General features: G+C 68.8%; 19 protein-coding genes. 4 read left to right on the forward strand and 15 right to left on the reverse strand.

Going from position 1 to position 21,569, the window contains the following annotated elements; genetic code table 11:
* Positions 1 to 337: 337 nt before the first annotated feature.
* Positions 338 to 1,234 (reverse strand): ribonuclease HI family protein, encoded by an 897-nt coding sequence (locus tag AAEX60_RS09075; RefSeq protein WP_342102842.1) that lies wholly within the window; start codon positions 1,232 to 1,234, stop codon positions 338 to 340.
* Between the two features lie 290 nt (positions 1,235 to 1,524).
* Complete coding sequence (locus AAEX60_RS09080; protein WP_342102843.1) at positions 1,525 to 1,980, reverse strand: Hsp20/alpha crystallin family protein; 456 nt, start codon at positions 1,978 to 1,980, stop codon at positions 1,525 to 1,527.
* Between the two features lie 189 nt (positions 1,981 to 2,169).
* On the opposite strand from AAEX60_RS09080, the gene AAEX60_RS09085 reads away from it, so the two are divergent.
* The gene (locus tag AAEX60_RS09085; protein ID WP_342102844.1) at positions 2,170 to 3,552 is read left to right on the forward strand and encodes an LCP family glycopolymer transferase; all 1,383 of its coding nucleotides are present in this window, start codon (positions 2,170 to 2,172) and stop codon (positions 3,550 to 3,552) included.
* Positions 3,553 to 3,618: 66 nt separating this feature from the next.
* On the opposite strand, the gene AAEX60_RS09090 is transcribed toward AAEX60_RS09085, so the two are convergent.
* The 8 genes from AAEX60_RS09090 to AAEX60_RS09125 all read right to left on the reverse strand — a co-directional run bounded on the left by AAEX60_RS09090 (position 3,619) and on the right by AAEX60_RS09125 (position 13,078).
* Complete coding sequence (locus AAEX60_RS09090) at positions 3,619 to 4,080, reverse strand: cytidine deaminase (protein WP_342102845.1); 462 nt, start codon at positions 4,078 to 4,080, stop codon at positions 3,619 to 3,621.
* A gap of 1 nt (position 4,081) precedes the next feature.
* Positions 4,082 to 5,476, reverse strand: coding sequence for an ABC transporter permease (locus tag AAEX60_RS09095; protein ID WP_342102847.1), 1,395 nt, complete (start codon positions 5,474 to 5,476; stop codon positions 4,082 to 4,084).
* Positions 5,473 to 6,720 (reverse strand): ABC transporter permease, encoded by a 1,248-nt coding sequence (locus AAEX60_RS09100; RefSeq protein ID WP_446721300.1) that lies wholly within the window; start codon positions 6,718 to 6,720, stop codon positions 5,473 to 5,475. The genes AAEX60_RS09095 and AAEX60_RS09100 overlap by 4 nt, the downstream gene beginning before the upstream one ends.
* The gene (locus AAEX60_RS09105; protein WP_342102849.1) at positions 6,717 to 8,294 is read right to left on the reverse strand and encodes an ABC transporter ATP-binding protein; all 1,578 of its coding nucleotides are present in this window, start codon (positions 8,292 to 8,294) and stop codon (positions 6,717 to 6,719) included. Before AAEX60_RS09105 ends, AAEX60_RS09100 begins: the two co-directional genes overlap by 4 nt.
* 108 nt (positions 8,295 to 8,402) lie before the next feature.
* Entirely contained in the window at positions 8,403 to 9,518 is a 1,116-nt protein-coding gene (locus AAEX60_RS09110) for a BMP family lipoprotein (RefSeq protein WP_342102850.1), read from the reverse strand.
* A gap of 163 nt (positions 9,519 to 9,681) precedes the next feature.
* A complete protein-coding gene (locus AAEX60_RS09115) occupies positions 9,682 to 10,902 on the reverse strand; it encodes an aminoglycoside phosphotransferase family protein (protein WP_342102851.1) in 1,221 nt (406 codons plus the stop codon).
* Entirely contained in the window at positions 10,899 to 12,347 is a 1,449-nt protein-coding gene (locus tag AAEX60_RS09120) for a hemolysin family protein (protein ID WP_342102853.1), read from the reverse strand. Before AAEX60_RS09120 ends, AAEX60_RS09115 begins: the two co-directional genes overlap by 4 nt.
* A 146-nt stretch (positions 12,348 to 12,493) precedes the next feature.
* The gene (locus AAEX60_RS09125; RefSeq protein ID WP_342102854.1) at positions 12,494 to 13,078 is read right to left on the reverse strand and encodes a hypothetical protein; all 585 of its coding nucleotides are present in this window, start codon (positions 13,076 to 13,078) and stop codon (positions 12,494 to 12,496) included.
* 149 nt (positions 13,079 to 13,227) lie between these two features.
* On the opposite strand from AAEX60_RS09125, the gene purU reads away from it, so the two are divergent.
* From purU to AAEX60_RS09140, 3 genes are all read left to right on the forward strand, one after another.
* Positions 13,228 to 14,061 carry a formyltetrahydrofolate deformylase gene (gene purU / locus AAEX60_RS09130; protein WP_342103156.1) on the forward strand — a complete coding sequence of 278 codons (834 nt, stop codon included), beginning with the start codon at positions 13,228 to 13,230 and terminating at the stop codon, positions 14,059 to 14,061.
* A gap of 164 nt (positions 14,062 to 14,225) precedes the next feature.
* Positions 14,226 to 14,663 (forward strand): DUF485 domain-containing protein, encoded by a 438-nt coding sequence (locus AAEX60_RS09135; protein WP_342102855.1) that lies wholly within the window; start codon positions 14,226 to 14,228, stop codon positions 14,661 to 14,663.
* Positions 14,660 to 16,315, forward strand: coding sequence for a solute symporter family protein (locus AAEX60_RS09140; protein ID WP_342102857.1), 1,656 nt, complete (start codon positions 14,660 to 14,662; stop codon positions 16,313 to 16,315). The genes AAEX60_RS09135 and AAEX60_RS09140 overlap by 4 nt, the downstream gene beginning before the upstream one ends.
* A 370-nt stretch (positions 16,316 to 16,685) precedes the next feature.
* Here the strand turns inward: AAEX60_RS09140 and AAEX60_RS09145 are convergent, their stop codons facing one another.
* The 5 genes from AAEX60_RS09145 to purN all read right to left on the reverse strand — a co-directional run bounded on the left by AAEX60_RS09145 (position 16,686) and on the right by purN (position 21,545).
* A complete protein-coding gene (locus tag AAEX60_RS09145; RefSeq protein WP_342102860.1) occupies positions 16,686 to 17,672 on the reverse strand; it encodes a malate dehydrogenase in 987 nt (328 codons plus the stop codon).
* Between the two features lie 224 nt (positions 17,673 to 17,896).
* A complete protein-coding gene (locus tag AAEX60_RS09150; protein WP_342102863.1) occupies positions 17,897 to 18,244 on the reverse strand; it encodes a DUF3017 domain-containing protein in 348 nt (115 codons plus the stop codon).
* Between the two features lie 3 nt (positions 18,245 to 18,247).
* Positions 18,248 to 19,108: a bifunctional methylenetetrahydrofolate dehydrogenase/methenyltetrahydrofolate cyclohydrolase gene (locus AAEX60_RS09155; protein ID WP_342102865.1), complete on the reverse strand. Its 861-nt coding sequence runs from the start codon at positions 19,106 to 19,108 to the stop codon at positions 18,248 to 18,250.
* 234 nt (positions 19,109 to 19,342) lie between these two features.
* Complete coding sequence (purH, locus tag AAEX60_RS09160; protein WP_342102866.1) at positions 19,343 to 20,905, reverse strand: bifunctional phosphoribosylaminoimidazolecarboxamide formyltransferase/IMP cyclohydrolase; 1,563 nt, start codon at positions 20,903 to 20,905, stop codon at positions 19,343 to 19,345.
* A gap of 49 nt (positions 20,906 to 20,954) precedes the next feature.
* Positions 20,955 to 21,545 (reverse strand): phosphoribosylglycinamide formyltransferase, encoded by a 591-nt coding sequence (gene purN, locus AAEX60_RS09165; RefSeq protein ID WP_342102869.1) that lies wholly within the window; start codon positions 21,543 to 21,545, stop codon positions 20,955 to 20,957.
* Positions 21,546 to 21,569: the final 24 nt, after the last annotated feature.

Raw genomic sequence — 21,569 nt, forward strand, 5'->3', positions numbered from 1 at the left:
CAAGAACCGGGAGCCCTACCGGGCACCCGCCCCGGCACCGGAACCCCCACTCATGCCCCTCGCCGCTTGACGAGGAACATAGGGACACCCCCCAAGCCCCCTCGCCGCTGACGGCCGCCGGTGCTCCGTCGCCGCTCGGGTTTGGTTTTCCCGCGACGGATCCATCCGACGCGGGAAAACGGAACCCGAGCGCCAGCCACGGCACCTTCGCCTGTCGAGGGGCGCTGTGGCCCTGAAACCGTCACCCTGCTCGTTGGACGGTTGCCTTCCGATGGTTCTACCCATCGCAGGCCGACCGTTGGGCGTGCAAGCCGACGGTTCGGCTCGCAGGGTCACCTCACAGGTCGGCGGGTGTTCCTTGGTGGAAGCGCAGTTGCCAGCCCGACGGGGTTCTCACCCAGACCGAGCTGCGCAGCGCGATCGCCCCGCGGCTTCGGGAACGCCAGCGCAGCAACACGACGTCGTCTGCCAGCGTGTCCACCCCGATCACCTCCAGCGTGGTCCGGTTGGTCAGCGGCTGCAGGGAGGCCAGCATCCGGGCCCGGCTCCACAGCTTGCCGGAGGCCCCGATCTCGGTGAAGTCCGGGTGCAGCAGGGCCTCCACGCGTCGTTTGTCGGAGCGCACCGAGTCCAGCAGCAGGGCCTCCTCCAGGGCGATCACGTCGTCGGCGTCGGAGGTGGCCGGCTGGTCGTCGACGCTGAACAGGTCGATCTCCACCGGCTCCGGCTTGCTGGGGGCCACGTCCAGGCTGGTGGCGCTGGACTCCCCCGCACCCTGGAATCCCGGCCCGGCGGGCACGGCCGTGCCGTCGCGGTAGGCGCGGGCCGCGGCCTGCGCCCGGGCATCGGCGGCCTCGTTCATCGCGTGCCCGGCATGCCCCTTGACCCACTCGAAGCTGACGCTTCGCCCCACCAGCAGCCGGTCGATCTCCTGCAGCAGCTCGACGTTCATCACCGGTTTGCCGTCGGCCTTGCGCCAACCGCGCCGCTTCCAACCCGGCATCCACTTGGTGACCGAGTTGATCACGTACTGGGAATCGCACAGGATCAGCAGCCGTTCGTCGGGCACGACGGCGGTCTGCTGCAGGAGGTTCAGCACCGCCATCAGCTCGCCCATGTTGTTGGTGCCATGCGGCCAGCCCCCGGCCGCCCACGTGCTGTCATCGATGTACCAGGCCCAGCCGGCGGGGCCGGGATTGGACAGGGAGGAACCGTCGGCTGCTGCAGTGATCACCGGGCAATTGTGCCAGCACCGCGACGGGCACTGGGCGCGGTCTTCCGGGTAGCTCGACGTCGGATTGCGGCCCGCCCCACGCCCCATCCCAAGGCCGGCATCACCAACACCCGGCGCCAGCTCCACGCCGGCGTCGTCCCCATCACCCGCGCCCTGCTCGCCCGGAGCGCCCGGGGCGGCCAGCGCAAGCACCGGGGGCCGCCCCGCCGCGGCGGGACGGCCCCCGGTGGTCGTCCATCAGTGGTTGCTCGCCGTGGGCACGGGCCCAGGGCCCGACGGCATCGGGCCCGTCAGCCCTGCTCCTGCTCCTGCTCATCCGCCACCGATCCCTCGATCTGCGCGGAGCCACCGGCATGGGTGACCTGGATCTTGCGTGGCTTGGCCTGCTCGGCCACCGGGATGGTGAGGCTGAGCACGCCGTCGCTGTACTCGGCGGTGATCTGGTCCAGGGCCAGGCCCTGCCCCAGGCTCAGCTGCCGGGCGAAGGTGCCGGCGCCACGCTCGCGGGCCAGCCACACCCGCCCCTCGGCATTCTCGGCCGGCTTGCGCTCGGCCCGAACCGTCAGGGTGCGCTCCTCGACGTCGACGTCGATGGTGCTGGGATCGACCCCGGGCAGGTCGATCCGGGCAATGAAGGTGTCCCCGTCGCGGTAGAGATCCATCGGCATCGGGGTGGTGTTGGGGGTGCGGGTGAACTCGCTGACGACGCGGTCCATCTCACGGAAGGGGTCGAACGTACGAGCCATGGTGTCACTCCTGTCGTGCGGTTGAATCGGGGCCGCTCCTTGCGGCCTGCATCCCTGCCAACACAGGCATTCCGAGATCTATTCCCGGGATTGAGTCAACCTCACTCAACTTTTCTCCGGAGCCCGTACCCGTGGGCTTCCTGAGAGCTGTTTCCGCCCGCCGCGGCGCGAACGGTAGCCTCAATCCCCATGAAGCACCAGTTGCCACCCGAGGACAGCGACGACCTCCCGGAGGGCCATGTGGCCGTGCCGCAACGGGCCCAGGCTCCCCGGCGGAGCCGACGTCGGATCGTGCTGATCGCGCTGCTGGTCTTGGCCCTGGTGCTGGCCGCCGCGGGTTTTGGCTACTACCGCCACCTGAACTCCAACCTGACCTCAGTGGAGATGCCCGTCGAGGTGCAGGGCGAGAAGCCACTGGAGGGATTGCCCAAGGGCACCGCCCAGAACATCCTGGTGATCGGCACCGACTCCCGGCAGAAGGCAGCCGATTGCAAGCTGGGTGGCTCCTGCGGTGAGGACAAGAAGGACGGCGAGACCAACGCCGACGTCGAGCTGCTGGTGCACATCTCGGCCGACCAGACCTGGATGACCATCGTCTCCCTGCCCCGCGACACCCTCGTCGATCTGCCGGCCTGCTCCGGGAACGGCAAGACCCGGGAGGCAACCACCGGCCGGATCAATGGCTCGCTGAACTACGGGATCGAGTGCCAGCTGCGCACCGTCCACCAGCTCACCGGCCTGCCGATCAGTCACTTCATGATGGTGGACTTCAGCGGTGTGGTGAGCCTGTCCGACGCCGTGGGTGGCGTGGACGTGTGTGTGGACAAGGATGTCTACGACACCTATTCGCACCTCAAGCTGGCCCAGGGCAAGCACACTCTGCAGGGAGTCGCGGCCCTGCAGTTCGTCCGCACCCGGCATGGCTTCGGCGACGGCGGTGACCTGGGCCGCACCATCGGGCAGCGGCTCTACCTGTCCTCCCTGCAGCGCAAGCTGGAGAGCGCGGGAACCCTGTTGAACCCGCAGAAGGTCTACCGGCTGGCCGAGGCCGGCACCAGGGCGCTGACCGTGGACAAGGGGCTGGCCGATGTGTCCACCCTGGCCAAGGTGGCCACGACGGTGGGCAACATCCCCTCCAGCGCCACAACCTTCGTCACCATGCCGTCGGAGCAGAACCCGGAGAACGAGAACACGGTGCTGCCCACCCAGGCCTCCAAGGACCTGTTCGCCAAGCTGGCCGCCGACCAGCCGCTGGTGACCCCCAAGTCCAAGGCGTCCGCCCATCCGTCGGGCACCGCCTCCACCAGCAGCCCCACGGGCGGCGCCGCGACGTCGGCCAGCGCCAGCCCCACGCCGGCCACCGAGCAGGCCAGCACCGCACCCGGTGAGGCCACCGGTGATTCGGCCAGCCCGACGCCCGACCAGGCCACGGGTGGCAGCGCCCAGGTCTCCTCGGAGACCACCGGCTGCGCCCAGGTGAGCACCTTCGAGACGGTCCAGATCAATGGCGAGCCGATGACCCCCACCGAGGCCTACGCCCGCTCCCCCCGGATTCCCAACTCGGCCCCCTGACCCTCGAACACCAAGTGTGGATGGTACCCACCGACTGCGGTGGGTACCATCCACACTCTTTTGGTCTTACCCACCCAGGTCCGCGGGCCCGAAGGCCTGCGGCAGCACCTGGGACATCGGGAGGATGCCGAGCGGGGTCTCCACCAGCAGATCGTCGCCGCCGTGCTCAAAGAGGAGCTGGCGGCAACGGCCACAGGGCATGATCACCTGACCGTCGCCATTGCAGCAGGTGAAGGCCACCAGCCGTCCCCCGCCACCGGCCACCAGCTCGCTGACCAGACCGCACTCGGCGCACAGGGTGACGCCGTAGCTGGCATTCTCCACATTGCAGCCGCCCACCACCCGCCCGTCGTCGACCAAGGCCGCGGCCCCCACCCGGTAGCGGGAGTAGGGCGCGTAGGCGCGGGCAGCGAGCTCCCGGGCGCGCTGGCGCAGCAGCTCCCAGTCCCCCTCGACAAGCTCGGGCACCGTGGTGGCGCCGGGCTCCGTGACCGCGACGGGCTGAGCGGCCTCCCTCTGAGTGTTCATCTCAGTGGCCTTCCTTGACATAGGGCTGTCCGTCCGCGGCGGGTGCCCGCACCCGGCCGACCAGACCGGCGACGGCGATGATGGTGGCCAGGTAGGGCAGCATCAGCAGCAGCTGGCTGGGCGCCGGGGTGTTCAGCGCGGACAGCTGGGAGGCCATCTGCTTCACGAAGCCGAAGAAGAGCGCCATCAGCGCGGCCAGCACCGGGTGCCAGCGGCCCATGATCAGCGCGGCCAGGGCGATGAAGCCGTTGCCCACGGTCATGTCCTTGCTGAACGAGCCGGTGGAGCCGATGGTGAAGAAGGCACCACCCAGACCGGCGAAGAGGCCGCCCGCCAGCACCGCGGCCCAGCGGGTGCCAGCGACGTTGATGCCGACGGTGTCGGCCGCCTTGGGGTGTTCACCGACGGCGCGCACGTGCAGGCCCCACTTGGTGCGGTAGAGCAGGAACCAGACCAGCACCACCGAGGCGATGGCCAGGTAGGCCAGGGCGGTCTGGTTGAACAGCACCGGGCCGAAGAAGGGGATCTTGGACAGCCCCGGGATGGCGATGTTCTGCATCTGCGGCGCCGTGTTGAGCGTGCTGGACTGGGGCTGGATCAGCTGGTCGAACAGGAAGCCGGTGATCCCCGCGGCAAACAGGTTCACCACCACGCCCATCACCACTTGGTCCACCAGATAGGTGATGGTGAACAGCGCCAGCAGCGCGGCCATCAGCACGCCGGCGATCACGGCCGCCAGCAGGGCCGCGGGGATGGACTTGGTGACCGAGCCCACCACGCCCGCAGCGAAGGCGGCCACCAGGAATTGCCCCTCGATGGCGACGTTGACCACGCCGGCCCGCTCGCACAGCACACCGGCCAGGGCGCCCAGCACCAGCGGGGTGGCGATGGCCAGGGTGCCGTTCAGCTGGTTGCTGATCGGGAAGGGCAGGTCCCGGCCGGCGACTGCCCAGGCCAGGAAGCCCACCATCACCGCGATCCCGGCGACGGTGCCTGCCAGGGCGGGCAGCCGGCCGCTCAACCGGCCGGACAGGTAGCCCAGCCCGGCGAGCAGGGTGAGCAGGCCACAGACCAGCACGGTGGCCAGGCCGGGCAGGCTGATCGTCGGCAGCTGGACCGCGTCGAAGGCGTCAGACAGGGCAAACCGGGCGGTGCCCCGGGTGCTGAAGGCCAGGCCCAGCAGCAACAGCCCGAACAGGGTGACCAGCGCGCCGGTGGTCAGCCGGCTGCGGCGGGCCGAGGCGCTCTCCGTGGTGCGCAGCACGATCTCCTCGGTGGGGATCGCCGGGTGGGCGCCGGCGCTGGCCGGCTGGGCGTACGGGTCGGGCTGCTCGCTGCTGGCGCCGGGCCGCGTGGACTCCGGCTGGGCGCCCTGGGGGAACTTGGTATTCCTCATGCCTTCGCTCCGTTCTGGGCGGCGACGGCCCCGCTGGCCTCGCCCACCAGGGCGGCGGGCCGGGCCTTGCGGGCCTTCAGGAAGGGGACCAGCGTGCGCACCAGCATGGGCGCCGCGACGAACATCACGATCAGCGCCTGCAGCACGGTGGTCAGGGTCAAGGGGGTGTCGGCCTGCGACTGCATCGCCAGGCCGCCGGCATGCATGGCGCCGAACAGCAGGCCGGCCAGCACCACACCCAGCGGCTTGGAGCGGCCCAGCAGGGCGACGGTGATGGCGTCGAAGCCGATCGAACCCACCAGACCCAGCGAGAGCGGGGTGGGCAGTCCGAAGTCACCCGGGCCCAGCGCCGCCTGCACCCCGGCCAGACCGGCCAAGGCACCGGAGAGCGTCATCGCGACGACGGTGGTCCGTGCCACACTCATGCCCGCGGTGGCGGCGGCGTCGGGATTGGCGCCGACGGCCCTGATCCGGAAGCCGACGGTGGAGCGCTCCATCAGCCACCACACCGCCAGCGCCGCCAGCAGGGCCAGCACAAAGCCCAGGTGCAGCTGCCCACCCTCCAGCCGCGGGAAGGTGGCGGAGAACTTCACCTCGGGGGCAATCGGGTCCTGGCGTCCGGGGCGCAGGAAGGCCTTGGTGCCCAGCAGCCAGGCCAGGGTCAGCGAGGCGACGTAGTTCAGCATGATGGTGACAATCACCTCATGTGCGCCGGTCGCGGCCCGCAGCCAGCCGGCGAAACCGCCCCACAGGGCCCCGGCCAGCACGCCCAGCAGGATTGCCAGCGGCAGGTGGAGGGCCAGCGGCAGGTTGGCGATGGAGAAGCCGGCATAGGCGGACAGGATGGCGCCCATGATCGCCTGCCCCTGCGCGCCGATGTTGAACAGGCCAGCCCGGAAGGCCAGCGCCATACCCAGACCGGCGCAGATCAGCGGCGCGGCGGCGGCGGTGGTCTCGGTGATCGCCTTCCAGCTGCCCACCGATCCCATCAGCAGCGCGCCATAGGCACCGGAGATCTTGTCCCAGGAGGCGCCCAGGGCGTCCCCGGGGCGGGCAAACAGGTAGGTCCACTTCTTGCTCACCTCGGGGTCGGCGACGATCATCAGGATCGCGCCAATCAGGAAGGCCAGCACGAAGGCGGCCAGGGTGGTGGCCAGCTCGCTCCACGGCATCCGGAAGCCGCCGGCCCTGCCGGCTAGGGTCTGGTTCGCGTCGGACTTCTTGACGGGTGCGGCGGTGCTCATGCCCGCCCTCCTTCCTGGGCAGCGGCCAGCGCCTCGTCCTGCGGCACGCCGGCCATCATCAGGCCGAGCGCATCGCGCGGGGTGTCGGGCGGCACGATGCCGACGATCCGGCCGCGGTACATCACGGCGATCCGGTCGGCCAGGGCCACCACCTCGTCCAGCTCGGTGGAGACGATCACGACGGCGGTCCCCCGGTCCCGCTCGGCGACGATCCGCTCGTGCAGGAACTCGATGGCACCGACGTCGACGCCCCGGGTGGGCTGGTTGGCCACCAGCAGGCTCAGCGGACGGCTCAGCTCCCGGGCCAGCACCACCTTCTGCTGGTTGCCGCCGGACAGGCTGGCCACCGGCAGGTCGATCCCATTGGTGCGGATGTCGAACTCGTCGACCCGCTGCTCCGCATTGCTGCGGATCTTCTTCATGTCCAGCGCCAGACCGCGGGAGTAGTCCTCGATGTGGTTCAGCACCAGGTTCTCGGCCACGCTGAAGCTGCCGACGAAGCCATCCTTCTGCCGGTCCTCGGGCACGAAGCCCAGGCCATTGCCCAGGCTCTGCTTCGGGTTCATCGTGGCCACGTCCTTGCCGTCCACCAGCACCTCGCCGCTCTTCACGGGGGTGGTGCCCAGCAGGGCCTCGGCCAGCTCGGTCTGGCCATTGCCCTGCACACCGGCCAGGCAGAGGATCTCCCCGCCGCGGACGCTGAAGTCCACGTGGTCCACCATCACCGCGCCCGACGGGGCGGCCACCACCAGGTCGCGGACCTGCAGCCGCTCCTCCCCCAGCGTCGGGGCGTCCTTGGCCACCGTCAGGCTGACCGCGCGGCCCACCATCAGCTCGGCCAGCTGGGCCTCGCTCATCCCGGGATCGGCGGCGCCAACCACCTTCCCACGGCGGATCACGGTGATCCGGTCCGCGATGGCGCGCACCTCGCGCAGCTTGTGGGTGATGAACACAATCGCCCGGCCCTCGTCGCGCAGGGCCTGCATCACCTGCATCAGCTCGTCAATCTCCTGCGGGGTGAGCACCGCGGTGGGCTCGTCGAAGATCAGGTACTTGGCGTCATTGGCCAGGGCCTTGAGGATCTCCACCCGCTGCTGGATGCCCACCGGCAGGTTCTCGATGATCGCGTCGGGCTCCACCTGCAGCTTGTAGCGGTCGGACAGTTCCCGCACCCGCTGGCGGGCGGCCCGCATGTCGACGGTGCCCGCGGGGCCCTGCTCCCGGCCCAGCACCAGGTTCTCGGCGACGCTGAAGACCTCCACCAGCATGAAGTGCTGGTGCACCATGCCGATCCCGGCGGCCATCGCCTGCTTCGGGTTGGTCAGGTGCAGTGGCTTGCCGTCGACGGTGATCTCACCCTCGTCGGCCTGCAGCAGGCCGTACAGGACATTCATCAGGGTGGACTTGCCGGCGCCGTTCTCCCCCAGCAGGCAGTGGATCTCGCCGGGGCGGATGTCCAGGTCAATGTGGTCATTGGCCACCAGCGTTCCGAAGCGCTTCGTGATGCCGCGAAGCTGCAGCCCGGAGCCCTGCTCCGTGCCCTGGCCGGCGCTGGCGGTGGCGTGTTCAGTCACAGGGGAATACTCCCACACTCGTTGGGGGAATCAAGGCCCCGCCGGCCCGGTTGGAGAACCGGCGACGGGGCCTTGATCAGGGATTTCAGTGGTTGACTGGCAACCGGATCACTTCGGCTGGGAGGCCGACTCGATCGTGATCTTGCCGGAGACGATGTCCTCCTTGATGGTCTTCAGCTCGTCCTTCAGCTCCGCCGGGACCTTCGAGTCGTAGTCGTGGAACTCGGCCAGCTTCACGCCGTCGTTCTCCAGGGTGCCGACATAGGGCTCGGCGCTGAAGGAGCCGTCCTTCGCGGCCTTGATCGCGTCGAAGACGGCCACGTCCATCGCCTTCTGCACCGAGGTCATGATTGAGGAGCAGTAGCTGGCGCTGGAGACGCAGCCATCGGTGTCCACCCAGACCGCGCTGACATTGCCGCCGGACTTCTTGGCCACCTGCAGAGCGCCCTCACCAGCCGGCCCGGCGACGGGGAAGATCACGTCGGCGCCCTGGCTGGTCAGGGTGGAGGCAATCCGGCTGCCGCCGGCCACATCGGAAAAGTTGCCGGTGAACTGACCGCCCTTGGGATTCTTCGGGTCCCAGCCCAGCACCTTGACGCTCTTGCTCTTCTGGCTGTTGTAATACATGGCGCCCTGGTGGAAGCCGTCCATGAAGATGGTCACGGTGGGGATGTTCATGCCGCCGAGGGTGCCGATGGTGCCCTTCTTGCTCATCGCGGCCGCGGTGTAACCGGCCATGAAGGAAGGCTGGGCGGTGTTGAAGATCAGCGGCTTGAGGTTCTTGATCCCCTTGGTCTTGGTGGGGTCATTCCAGTCGACAATGGCGAACTGGACATTGGGGTTGGCCTTGGCGGCAGCGACGGTGGCATCACCCAGCATGAAGCCGACGGTGACGATCACCTTGCACTTGGCCGCCACCATCGCGTTGATGTTCTTGGCGAAGTCATTGGCGGTAGCCGACTGCATCTCGCCGGTCTCGATCTTGAGCTCGTCCTTGGCCTTGATCAGGCCGTCGTGCGAGGTCTGGTTGAAGGACTTGTCGTCGAAGCCGCCCTCGTCGGAGACCATGCAGGCCTTGAAGTCACCAGTTGCGGGGGCGGCAGCGCCGCTGCTGGAGCTGGCACCGCCGGAGGCGGCGGGGGTGGCGTCGGGCGCCTTGGCGCAGCCGGCGATGGTCAGGGCGAGGGCCGAGGCGATGGCCGGGGCGACGAGGGACTTCTTCACTGAACTGCCTCCTGAGCAGATGAACTGGGCGCGCCCGAGCTGGGGGTGCCCCAGCATCGTAACCCTCCGTTCACCTGCTGATGTTTACTCGGGGCAACAGATCAGCAAAGCGTTATCGGATCGTGTCCTGAGCCAGCCCCGGCCGCTCACGACGCGAGACGGCTCAGCCCACCTGGCGGACCAGAGCCTCCGCGGCGTCCAGAATGTTCACCGTCTCCTGCTCCCAGTCGGGCTCCTGGCCCCGATGCGGCCCGGTGGCCAGGGAGATGATCACCGCCGCGGCCCGCAGCCGCAGCTCGGTGGGGTCGACGCGTTCGTCGAAGACCGGCACCCATTCCCGGATCAACCGGTGCAGGTTCTGGGTCTGGACGTCGTTCATCCGCTGCACGGTGGACAGGTGGGCCACCAGGCAGGCCAGGTCATCCGCCCGACGCCCCGGCCCGATGGTGTCGACATCCAGCAGACCGGTGATGGCCCCGTCCGCCACATGCAACTGGCCCTCGTGGAAGTCGCCATGGGTGGCTTCGTCGCCCAGCTCAATTCCGGACAGGCCGGAACCAATCACGTCGGCCAGCCAGGCCAGCCGCCCCTCCTGCTCCGGCAAGGCCCGGCTGACCACCCGGGCGTAGTGGTCCACCGCGTCGCTCCACGGGGGCCGCCGCTCCAACCGGGCGATCCCGGGGGGCAGTCGGTCCAGCAGCTCCACCACCTTCTCCGCCGAGCACGGCGGCCGGTCGTCGAACATCGCTTTGGCCAGGGGACGGCCGGGCAGCTCCCGCAGCACCAGCAACCGGTCATCGGTGGCGGCCAGCACCTCCGGCGCCGGAATGTGGGCCTCACGCAACAGCTGGTGCCGGGAGTTGACCAGCTCGAACTGGTCGGGCCGCAGCACCTTGACGTAGAAGGTCTCGCCGCGCACGCCCACCCGCAGCACCGCCCGGCGCCGCGGACGGTAGCCGATCATGGTGAGTTCCAGCTCCGACGGGTGCACCGGGCGGCCCACCAGCCCTTCTTCGGCGAGCACCTCCGCCATCCGCTCCGCGAAGACCGCCCGGGGCAGACCGGGAAGGTCCGGATCGGCAGGGTAGATCCAGACGGCGGCCTGGTGCTTCCCGTCGGCGAAGATCTCGGCGGCATCGTCGCTGGCCAGTGGCCCCTGGGCGCGCACGGAGCAGCCCAGCAGCTCGTCGCGTTCGCCGTAGCCCCAGCGCACCCGGGCGGCGTAGGTGGCGGTGGTGGAGCGCTGCGGGTCATGGTCCACATGGTCCAGCCGCCAGTCCAGCAGGGAGCCCCCGGCGTGCTCGACGGCCGCCCGCAGCAGCGGCTCGGCCTCCTGGGTGGTGAGCAGCTCCTGGCCGTCGTCCGCGCCCCGGCCGCGGGTCATGACGTCCTCGCCGGCGCCTCGTGACCAACCGCGGTGGCGCCCCGGCCAGCCCCGGACAGGTCCAGCACCGGCCGGTCGGTCTCCTGGTCCTCGGCCACCGGGCTGGCGGTCGCGTCGGCTTCCCGGTGCCGCCGGGCACTCAGCCAGGCGGCCCGCCGGCCGTCCAGTTCGGTCACGGTGAAGACCACGCTGGAGTTGTCCGGCAGACCCTGTGCCGGGTCGGCATCCGGGTCGCGTTCCAGCTCCACCAAGATCTCGTCCCCCACCACGGGCAGCCGGCCCAGCTGGGCCATGAAGTAGCCCGCCACCGTGTCATAGGGCCCCTCCGGCAACAGGTAGCCGAACTTCTCGGCGAACTCCTCCAGGGTCATCAGCCCGTCGATGTCGTTCAGCTGGGTGTGGATGCCGGCGGGCGGCAGGTCGTACTCGTCGGTGATGTCACCGATCAGTTCCTCCACCAGGTCCTCCAGGGTGACGATCCCGGCGGTACCGCCGTACTCGTCGCGCACGATGGCCAGGTGGGAGTGGGCCCGACGCATGTCGGTCAGGGCCCGCAGCACCCGCACGGTGTCCGGCAGGCTGAGCACCGGCCGCACCAGCTGCTTGATGGCGGTGGAGCGGGTGGACGGGTCCATGTCCATCAGGTCCCGCACGTGCAGGAAGCCGACAATCCGGTCCCGCGAGCCGTCGGTCACCGGGTAACGGGAGTGCGGCGCACCCTGCACCTCGCGAATGGCCTTGTAGGCGGGCATGTCGCCGGGCAGGAAGTCCACCTCGGTGCGGGGCACCATCACCTCCCGCAGGCTGCGTTCCCCGGCCTCGAAGACCTCGTCGACGATGTGCCGCTCCTCCGCGCCCAGGGTCTGCGAGCCCACCACCATCTGGCGCAGCTCCTCGTCGCTGACCTCCTCCTTGGCGGCGCTCGGGTCACCACCCAGCAGCCGGACCGCGACGTCGGTGGACTTGCCCAGGAACCAGATGATCGGCCGCGCCACCCGGGCAATCGAGTCCACCAGCGGCGCAATCGCCATGGAGAAGCCCTCGGCGCGCTGCATCGCGATCCGCTTGGCGGTCAGCTCACCCAGCACGATGGAGAAGTAGGAGATGACCACCGTGATGGCCACCAGCGCCAGGGTGTTGGCGACGCTGGACGGCACCCCCCAGGAGACCAGCAACGGCGCCAGCGCCGGGGAGAGGGTGGCGCCACCGAAGGAGGCCGACAGGAAGCCCGAGACCGTCACGCCGATCTGCACGGCGGACAGGAAGTCGTTCGGGTTGGACGTCAGCCGGGCGATCGCCTCCCCTCGCTTGCCGCGCCCGGAGAGATTCTTGATCTGGCTGTCCCGCAGGCTGACCAGCGCCATCTCGGCACCGGAGAAGATGCCGCCGATGACGATGAACAGGAAGATCAGCGCCACATTGATCAGGATCTGGTTGAGGCTCACCGGGCACCCCGGGCACGGGCCCGCACCAGGCAGGTGTCTTCGCCCCGTCGGGGCCGGTCACGCCGAATAGTCACCAGCACAGAATAACTTGCCCCTCGCGACGACCCAGCCCCACCACTTCGACCCAGCCGGTCGAGGCCCCCGTCTCAGTCGTCGAGCATCAGCCCGAAGGGGTCCTCGTCGAAGTCCTCGTCGCTCTCCAACTCATCCAGCGGGATGTGCACGACGGCCTTGCGCACCTCCTCCAACCCGGCGATCGGCACCAGGTCCTTGCCCATCAAGGATTCGACCACCTCTTGCAGGTCATTGTCCGGGTCGGTGATCCGGTAGTCACATCGGGCCACCAGGGTGACGAAGCTGGGGCCGGTGGTCGCGGCGGGCTCGTCCAGGTCCAGCTCGTCGATCTCGTCGTCCTCGTCCTCGTCCAGCTCATCGGGGTCCAGCTCCTCATCGGGCAGGCAGACCGGGAAGAAGCCGGAGTAGTCAAAGCCCGCGTCGTCGAAGGCCAGCAGAGCGGCCCGCAGCTGTTCCGCCCGCGCCATGGCCTCCTGCGGGTCGAAGCCCTCCTCACTGGTGCAGCCGCCCAACCACGACGCATAGTCCTGCACGGCTCGGGCCGCTGTGTCGGCGGCGGCTGTCAGCTCGTGGCGCGCCTGCGGGGTCCACTGCGGATCCGGCAGTTCGTCGCCCGGCACCTCGACGGTGCGGGGCTGTTCGGGACGTTCTGTCATGGCGGGGCTCCTGTTCCGGGGATGGCACCAGACTGCCACGCCGGACAGCCGCGTGGGCGCGCCGCGAGTCCCGTACTCTTGGCCGGGTGACCACTGCGCTTGCTCCCACGACGACTCCCCCCACCCAGCCCGCCCAGCCCGGGCAGGACATCTGGGTGCTCACCATCTCCTGCGACGACCGGCCGGGGATCGTGCACGCCGTCTCGGGGGCCTGCGTCGCGGCCCGGGGCAACATCGTCGAGTGCCAGCAGTTCACCTCCGAGTCCGGGCGCTTCTTCATGCGGCTCACCCTGGACACCTCGCTGGACCGGGCCGGCATCGAGGCCGCGCTGGCACCGGTGGTGGAGGACCTGGCGGCGGACTGGGACCTGGACCTGGAGTGTCGGCCCACCCGCACCCTGGTGCTGGCCTCCAAGGCCGGGCACTGCCTCAATGACCTGCTCTTCCGGCAGCGCAGCGGGTACCTGAACGTGGAGATCCCCCGGATCCTGTCCAACCACCCGGACCTGGGTGCCCTGGCGGGCTTCTACGGGATCGACTTCGAGAGCCACCCGGTGCTGCCCGAGACCAAGGCCGCCTTCGAGCGACGGGTGCTGGAGCTGGTGGACGAGTTCGACATCGAGCTGGTGGTGCTGGCCCGCTACATGCAGATCCTGTCCCCCGAGTTGTGCGAGGCCCTGACCGGCCGGGCGATCAACATCCACCACTCCTTCCTGCCCGGTTTCAAGGGCGCCAATCCCTACCGTCAGGCGCACCAGCGGGGCGTGAAGCTGATTGGCGCCACCGCCCACTTCGTCACCAGCGACCTGGACGAGGGCCCGATCATCGAGCAGAACGTGGTGCGGGTTGACCATTCCCGCACCGCGGCCCAGCTGGTGGCGATCGGCCAGGACGAGGAGAGCCGAACCCTCACCGAAGCGGTCAAGCTCTTTGCCGAGAAGCGGGTCTTCCTGGACGGGCACCGCACCGTGATCTTCCACTGAGCAAGGAATTCCGGCATATCCGACGGCCTTCTCCGGGGAAACCAATTCACTATCGGGTGAAATGATTTCGTCGAAAACCGTGACATTGGTCACATTTGCGGCTAACTTTGCTCCAGCTTTTGCCACCGGACGGCAGGAGCCAGAGCAACGACGCTAGGAGCCCGATGTCAACTTCACACCAGGCCCACCCGGAGCCCCACGAGCCCAGGGATCTCCCCGACGACCCGGAACGCCACCTTCCGCCCAACCACAATCCCCTGCCCGAGCTGGACGGCCCGCACGGCTACGTCGTCGACGACGCCAAGCTGGCGCAGGTTCAGGCCTCGGACGAATTCCAGGAACTGAAGAAGCGCTTCCGCAACTTTGCCTTCCCCCTCAGCATTGCCTTCCTGATCTGGTACTTCGCCTATGTGCTGCTCAGCACCTATGCGGTCAGCTTCATGGCCAAGCCCATGATCGGCCATGTCACCATCGGGCTCTTCCTGGGCCTGCTGCAGTTCGTGACCACCTTCGCGATCACCGCGTTGTACATCCGTCACGCCAACAAGAACCTTGACCCGATCGCCACCAAGATCCGCGCCGAGCTGGAGGGCACCCGATGAACACCTACCTGCCCCTCCTGCAGACCAAGCTGGGCAACCCGATTGCCAACATCATCATCTTCGCCGTCTTCGTGGTGGCGACGCTGACCATCGTCATCCGGGTCTCCCAGGGTGGCAAGAAGAAGGCCAGCGACTTCTACACCGGCGGCGCCTCCTTCGACGGCCGACAGAATGGCCTGGCCATCGCCGGTGACTACCTGTCCGCCGCGTCCTTCCTGGGCATCGTCGGCGCCATCGCGCTGAGCGGCTACGACGGCCTGCTCTACTCCATCGGCTTCCTGGTGGCCTGGCTGGTGGCCCTGCTGCTGGTGGCCGAGCCGCTGCGCAACACCGGCAAGTACACCATGGCCGACGTGCTCAGCTTCCGCACCCAGGAGAAGCCGGTGCGGATGGCGGCCGCCATCTCCACCCTGGCCGTCTCCTTCTTCTACCTGCTGGCCCAGATGGCCGGCGCCGGCGGCCTGGTCTCCCTGCTGCTGGGCGTCACCGACGACATGATGCAGAACCTGGTCATCATCCTCGTCGGCCTGCTGATGATCGTCTACGTGCTGATCGGCGGCATGAAGGGCACCACCTGGGTGCAGATGATCAAGGCCGTGCTGCTGATTGCCGGCGCCGCGATCATGTCCGCCTGGGTGCTGGGCAAGACCGGCTTCAACCTGTCCACGCTGATCGGCCATGCGCAGAGCAATGCCGACGCCATCAAGGCCGCCGACCCGGCCGCCAATGGCGCCGACTGGCGCAACCTGACCGAGCCGATGGGCAAGTACGGCAAGAACAAGCTGGGCTTCATCTCCCTGGCCCTGGCCTTGGTGCTGGGCACCGCCGGCCTGCCGCACGTGCTGATGCGCTTCTACACGGTTCCCACCGCCAAGGAGGCCCGTCGCTCCGTGACCTGGGCCATCGGCCTGATCGGTGCCTTCTACCTGTTCACCATGATCCTGGGTTACGGCGTGGCGTGGCTGGTCGGTTACGACGTCGTCAACACCCTGCCCGGCAAGGCCAATGCGGCCGCCCCGGCGCTGGCCTTCTGGCTGCCCGGCAAGGGGCTGGGCGGCACCCTCTTCCTGGCCGTGATCGCCGGCATCGCCTTCGCCACCATCCTGGCCGTGGTCGCCGGTCTGGCCATCACCGCGTCGGCCTCCTTCGCGCACGACATCTACAACGCCATCCTCAAGGACGGCAATGCGGACCCGGCGCAGGAGGTCAAGGTGGCCCGCAACACCGTGGTGGTGATCGGTCTGCTGGCCATCGTCGGTGGCATCGCGGCCAAGAGCCAGAACATCGCCTTCCTGGTGGCGCTGGCGTTCGCCATCGCGGCCTCGGCCAACCTGCCGTCGATCCTGTACTCGCTGTACTGGAAGCGGTTCAACACCCGCGGCGCGGTGATGTCCATCTACGGCGGCCTGATCTCCGCCCTGGTGCTGATCACCTTCTCCCCCGCCGTCTCCGGCACCAAGACCTCGATGTTCCCGAATGCGAACTTCGCCTGGTTCCCGCTGGACAACCCGGCGCTGGTCAGCGTCCCGATCGGCTTCATCCTGGGCTGGCTCGGTTCGATCAGCTCGAAGGAGTACAACCCGGAGAAGTACACCGAGATGGAGGTCCGCTCCATGACCGGTGCCGGCGCCGAAGGTGCCGTCGCCCACTGACCCCGGGCACAGATTGAACATGCGGCGCGGCCGTCCTCCGCGGAGGGCGGCCGCGTCGTCATCCCCGGGCGCTCTCTTCGGTTGCCCTCAGGCGGCCGCCGCCACCCCCAGGCTCGGCCCCCGTCGTTGACCACCACCGCGCGACCCTTCCGCACCCCGGCGTGACCCGACCAAGACCGGCTGACGAAGCGTCACCCGTCGCGCAGGTGCGGCGATCAACCAGGATCGGACTCGAACCTGGGGTGGGCGGCATTCTTGGTCGACGAAACGTGGCCGCCACCCCGCGGGGTGACGGCCACGTGTGCGTCGTGACTCAACCGGCTCACGTCCGGGTCGACCCAATGCAGGGCCGACTCCAGACAGGTCCGGATCAGATCAGGCCGAGCTCCTTGACGGCGTCGCGCTCGTCCTCCAGCTCCTTGATCGAGATGTCGATCATCTTGCGGCTGAAGTCGCTGATCTCCAGGCCCTGGACGATCTCCCAGTTGCCGTCCTTGTGACGCACGGGGAAGGAGGAGATCAGACCCTCGGGCACGCCGTAGGAGCCGTCGGAGCAGACGCCCATGCTGGTCCAGTCGCTGCCCACGGTGCCCAGCTCCCAGTCGTGCATGCAGGAGGCGGTGGCATTGGCGGCCGACGCGCGGCTGGACAGGCCCGTGGCGTTGATGATCTCGGCACCGCGCTTGGCGACCTTCGGGATGAAGGTGTCCTTCACCCACTCGTTGTCACCAATGGCCTCCAGGACGGGCTTGCCGTCGACGGTGGCGTGGAACAGGTCCGGGTACATGGTGGACGAGTGGTTGCCCCAGATGGTCAGGTGCTCGATGTGCCGGGTGGTGACCCCCAGCTTCTTGGCAATCTGGGCCTTGGACCGGTCCAGGTCCAGCCGGGTCAGGGCGCCGAAGCGCTCACGCGGGATGTCGGGCGCGTTGTGCATGGTGATCAGGGCATTGGTGTTGGCCGGGTTGCCGGTGACCAGCACGCGGATGTCGTCGGCGGCCACCTTGTTGAGGGCCTTGCCCTGGGCGGTGAAGATGCGGCCATTGGCGGAGAGCAGGTCGCCGCGCTCCATGCCGGCCTTGCGCGGGAAGGCGCCCACCAGCATGGCGATGTTGGCGCCCTCGAAGATGGTCTCGGGATCGTCGCCGATCACCACATTCTTGAGGTTCGGGAAGGCGCAGTCGTCGAGCTCCATCACGACGCCCTCGAGCGCCTTCATGGCGTGCGGGATCTCCAGCAGGCGCAGCTCGATCGGGGCGTCGCCCAGCACCGCGCCGCTCGCGATGCGGAACAGCAGGCTGTAGCAGATCTGGCCGGCCGCGCCGGTCACTGCAACCTTGATGGGGGTCTGCTTCACGGTTACTTCCTCACTCTTGGTTGGTCTCGCCGGCAACTGCTTGACGGACGTCCCTGACACTACCGTGTGCCCTTGCCGGAGGCGTTCCGGGGTCCGGCGAACTGTGCTCTTCCGGCCAGTCTAGGAGGCCGGGTGCCAGCCGGGAACCCCACCCCCGATTCCCACGGCTGGGCCCTTCCCAATCCGGGCGGCACCGCCACGGAACGGGCCGGTCCGATGCCGGATCAGGCTCCGCCGAGGCCCGGCTTGAAGGGTGGGACCACCAGGGTGAGCCCGATGATGGCGCCACCGACGGTCAGCAGCAGCAGGACGTCGAACCAGCGTCGTCGCACCACCAGCAGGCCGGCCACCCGGTTGGGCAGCAGCATGCGCAGCAGCCCGGCCAACAGCACGCTGCACCCGATGGCGAAGGCACCGCGACGCCAGTGCCCCGTCGCGGTGATCCCCAGCGAGCAGGCCAGACAGATCAGCACCGCGGTCAGTGGCCACTGGTTCAGGGTGCGGCCGCTGGCCAGGGCGCGCGCCCTGGCCAGCGCGGTGTCCCGCTCGTGCTGCTCGGTGGAGGCGCCCACCGGTCAGCCCTGGGCGTTGGCCAGCTGCTCGGCCCGGTCCACCACATTGCTGAGCAGCATGGCCCGGGTCATCGGGCCCACGCCGCCCGGGTTCGGGGTGACCATCCCGGCGGTCTCCCAGACATCGGCGGCCACGTCACCCACCGGCTTGCCATCCACCCGGCTGACGCCGACGTCGACCACCACGGCGCCCGGCTTGACCATGTCCGCGGTCAGGAATCCGGCCCGGCCCACCGCGGCCACCACGATGTCCGCCTCACGGGTGTGCGCCGCCAGGTCCTTGGTGCCGGTGTGGCACTGGATCACGGTGCAGTTCTCGCTCTTGCGGGTGAGCAGCAGGGACAGCGGCCGCCCGACGGTGGTCCCCCGCCCCACGATGCACACCTCGGCGCCAGCCAGCGGCACGTCGTAGCGACGCAGCAGTTCCACGATCCCCCGAGGGGTGCAGGGAAGCGGTCCGGGCTCGGTGAGCACCAGCTTGCCCAGGCTGGCCGGGGCCAGGCCGTCGGCGTCCTTGTCCGGATCGATCAGCGCCAGGGCGCGGTGCTCGTCCAGGTGCTTGGGCAGCGGCAGCTGCACGATGTAGCCGGTGCAGGCCGGGTTCTCGTTGAGTGCCTGGATGGCCTCGTCCAGCTGGGCGGGGGTGGTGTCCTCCGGCAGGTCGACGCGGATCGACTCGATCCCCACCTGGGCGCAGTCCTTGTGCTTGCCCCCGACGTAGATCTGGCTGCCCGGGTCGGCGCCCACCAGCACCGTGCCCAGGCCGGGCACCACGCCGCGCTCACGCAGGGCGTCCACCCGGACCTTCAGCTCGTCCTTGATCTGGGCGGCGACGGCCTTGCCGTCGATCTTCTGTGCAGTCACCTTGAAACTCCTTGGAAGGCTCGGGATCTTGATCGTATCGCTCACTTGCCCAAGACCATCGGGACGATGGTCCCTGCACGAACCGCAAGGAAGGCACAGGCCAACCATCGTCCCGATGCCACCGAAGCGTGCTTCGGTGGGCGAGCGTCGCGAGCCACCTGGAAGAGATCGTGCGAGCGAAGCGAGCTCTGTCTCCGGCAATGAGCGGAGGCGAAGCCGCAGCGAGTCCGGATGTCAGTGGAAGAAGTGGCGGGTGCCGGTGAAGTAGAGCGTGATGCCCTTCTCCTTGCACAGCTCGATGGTCTCGTCGTCGCGGATGGAGCCACCGGGCTCGACAATGGCCTTGACTCCCCCGTCGATCAGGATCTGCGGGCCGTCGCTGAAGGGGAAGAAGGCGTCCGAGGCGGCCACCGAACCCTGCGCCCGCTCCCCGGCGCGCTCCACGGCCAGCTTGCAGGAGTCGACGCGATTCACCTGGCCCATGCCGACGCCCACCGAGGCGCCGTCGCAGGCCAGCAGGATGGCATTGGACTTGACCGAGCGGCAGGCCTTCCAGGCGAAGGCCAGGTCGGCCAGGGTCTGCTCGTCGGCGGCCTGGCCGGCGGCCAGGGTCCAGTTCTCGGGCTTGTCGCCGTCGGCCTGCAGCACGTCGGTCTGCTGCATCAGCATCCCGCCGTCGATCTCGCGGGTCTCGACGCCGCCGCGGGCCGGGGCGCCACACTTGAGGATGCGCAGGTTCTTCTTGGTCTGCAGCAGTTCCAGGGCCCCGGGTTCGTAGTCGGGCGCGACGATGACCTCGGTGAAGACGGGCTTGACCTGCTCGGCCATGGCCAGCGTGACGGTCTGGTTGGCAGCGATCACGCCACCGAAGGCGCTGAGCGAGTCGCACTCGTGGGCCTTGCGGTGGGCTTCGGCAATGTCGGCACCGGTGGCGATGCCACAGGGATTGGCGTGCTTGATGATGGCCACGGCGGGCTGCTCGAAGTCGTAGGCGGCGCGGTGCGCGGCATTGGTGTCGACGTAGTTGTTGTAGCTCATCGCCTTGCCGCCCAGCTGCTCGGCGGTGGCCAGGCCCTCGGGGCCGAAGTTCTTGCGGTACAGAGCGGCCTGCTGGTGGCTGTTCTCGCCATAGCGCAGCACGTCGAGGCGTTCATAGCTGCCGGTGACCCACGCCGGGAAACCGGTGCCGTCGGTGTCGTCGCTGAGCACCTGCCCCATCCAGCCGGCGACGGCCATGTCATAGGCGGCGGTGTGCTTGAAGGCGGCGGCGGCCAGCGCCTTGCGCTGCTCCAGGGTGAAACCGCCCTCGGCCAGCGCAGCCTTCAGTTCCTCGTACTGCCCGGGCGACGTGATGATCGCCACGCTGGGGTGGTTCTTGGCGGCGGCGCGCACCATGGACGGCCCGCCGATGTCGATCTGCTCCACGCACTCGTCCTCGCCGGCACCCGAGGCGACGGTCTGGGTGAAGGGGTACAGGTTGCTGACCACCAGGTCGAAGGGGGCGATCCCCATCTGGTCGAGCTGGGTGCGGTGGTCCTCGAGGCGACGGTCGGCGAGGATGCCGGCGTGCACCTTGGGGTGCAGGGTTTTGACGCGTCCGTCGAGGCATTCGGGGAAGCCGGTCAGCTCGGCCACCTCGGTGACCTGCAGGCCGGCGTCGACGAGCTTCTGGTAGGAGCCGCCGGTGCTGACCAGCTCCACCCCCGCATCGGCCAGCGCCTGGCCGAGCTCGACCAGCCCGGTCTTGTCGTAGACGCTCACCAGCGCGCGCTTGATGGGCATTCGGTTGTCACTCATTTTCAACTCCAGAATGTTTCGTGCCGTGGATTCGGTGATTCGTGGGCCCTCAGCGGGCGTGGCTGTCGGCCAGCTGGTTCACGACGTCCACCAGCAGGCGGCGTTCGACAACCTTGATCCGTTCGTGCAGGGTGGCCTCGTCGTCATCCGGCAGGACCTCGACGACCTCCTGGGTGATCAGTTCGCCGGTGTCGACGCCGTCGTTGACCCAGAAGATGGAGGCCCCGGTGGTGGTGGCTCCCGCGGCGAGCGCATCGCGCACGGCATGGGCGCCCGGGAAGTGAGGCAGCAGCGCCGGGTGGGTGTTGATGATCCGGTCACCAAAGCGGCTCATGCAGGGCTCGTCGAGCAGCTTCATGAAACCGGCGGAGACGATCAGGTCGGGCTGGTGGGCCGCGATCCGGTCGGCCAGTTCGGAATCCCAGGCCATCCGCTCAGCGGTACCGCGACGCAGCAGCGTCGGCATCGGGTGGACGAAGGTGGCGATCCCGGCGGCCTTGGCGCGTTCGATTCCGGCACATTCCACGTCGGCCCCGACGGCCACCAGCTCGGCCTGCAAATGGTCGGCGTCGCGGGCGTCGATCAGGGACTGCAGCAGGGTGCCACTGCCGGACACCAGGACGAGCACGCGATAGGTCACTGCCCCACTGTATCGGTCCCGGGA

This window comes from Luteococcus sp. H101, from assembly GCF_038433155.1.
Lineage (GTDB): Bacteria > Actinomycetota > Actinomycetes > Propionibacteriales > Propionibacteriaceae > Luteococcus.

Excerpts from the sequence above, each read along its gene's own strand:
- AAEX60_RS09085 (WP_342102844.1), top strand. The coding sequence starts at position 2,170 with ATGAAGCACCAGTTGCCACCCGAGGACAGCGACGACCTCCCGGAGGGC.
- AAEX60_RS09095 (WP_342102847.1), bottom strand. The coding sequence starts at position 5,476 with ATGAGGAATACCAAGTTCCCCCAGGGCGCCCAGCCGGAGTCCACGCGG.
- AAEX60_RS09140 (WP_342102857.1), top strand. The coding sequence starts at position 14,660 with ATGAACACCTACCTGCCCCTCCTGCAGACCAAGCTGGGCAACCCGATT.
- AAEX60_RS09125 (WP_342102854.1), bottom strand. The coding sequence starts at position 13,078 with ATGACAGAACGTCCCGAACAGCCCCGCACCGTCGAGGTGCCGGGCGAC.
- AAEX60_RS09080 (WP_342102843.1), bottom strand. The coding sequence starts at position 1,980 with ATGGCTCGTACGTTCGACCCCTTCCGTGAGATGGACCGCGTCGTCAGC.
- AAEX60_RS09090 (WP_342102845.1), bottom strand. The coding sequence starts at position 4,080 with ATGAACACTCAGAGGGAGGCCGCTCAGCCCGTCGCGGTCACGGAGCCC.
- purH (WP_342102866.1), bottom strand. The coding sequence starts at position 20,905 with ATGAGTGACAACCGAATGCCCATCAAGCGCGCGCTGGTGAGCGTCTAC.
- AAEX60_RS09100 (WP_446721300.1), bottom strand. The coding sequence starts at position 6,720 with ATGAGCACCGCCGCACCCGTCAAGAAGTCCGACGCGAACCAGACCCTA.
- AAEX60_RS09115 (WP_342102851.1), bottom strand. The coding sequence starts at position 10,902 with ATGACCCGCGGCCGGGGCGCGGACGACGGCCAGGAGCTGCTCACCACC.
- AAEX60_RS09135 (WP_342102855.1), top strand. The coding sequence starts at position 14,226 with ATGTCAACTTCACACCAGGCCCACCCGGAGCCCCACGAGCCCAGGGAT.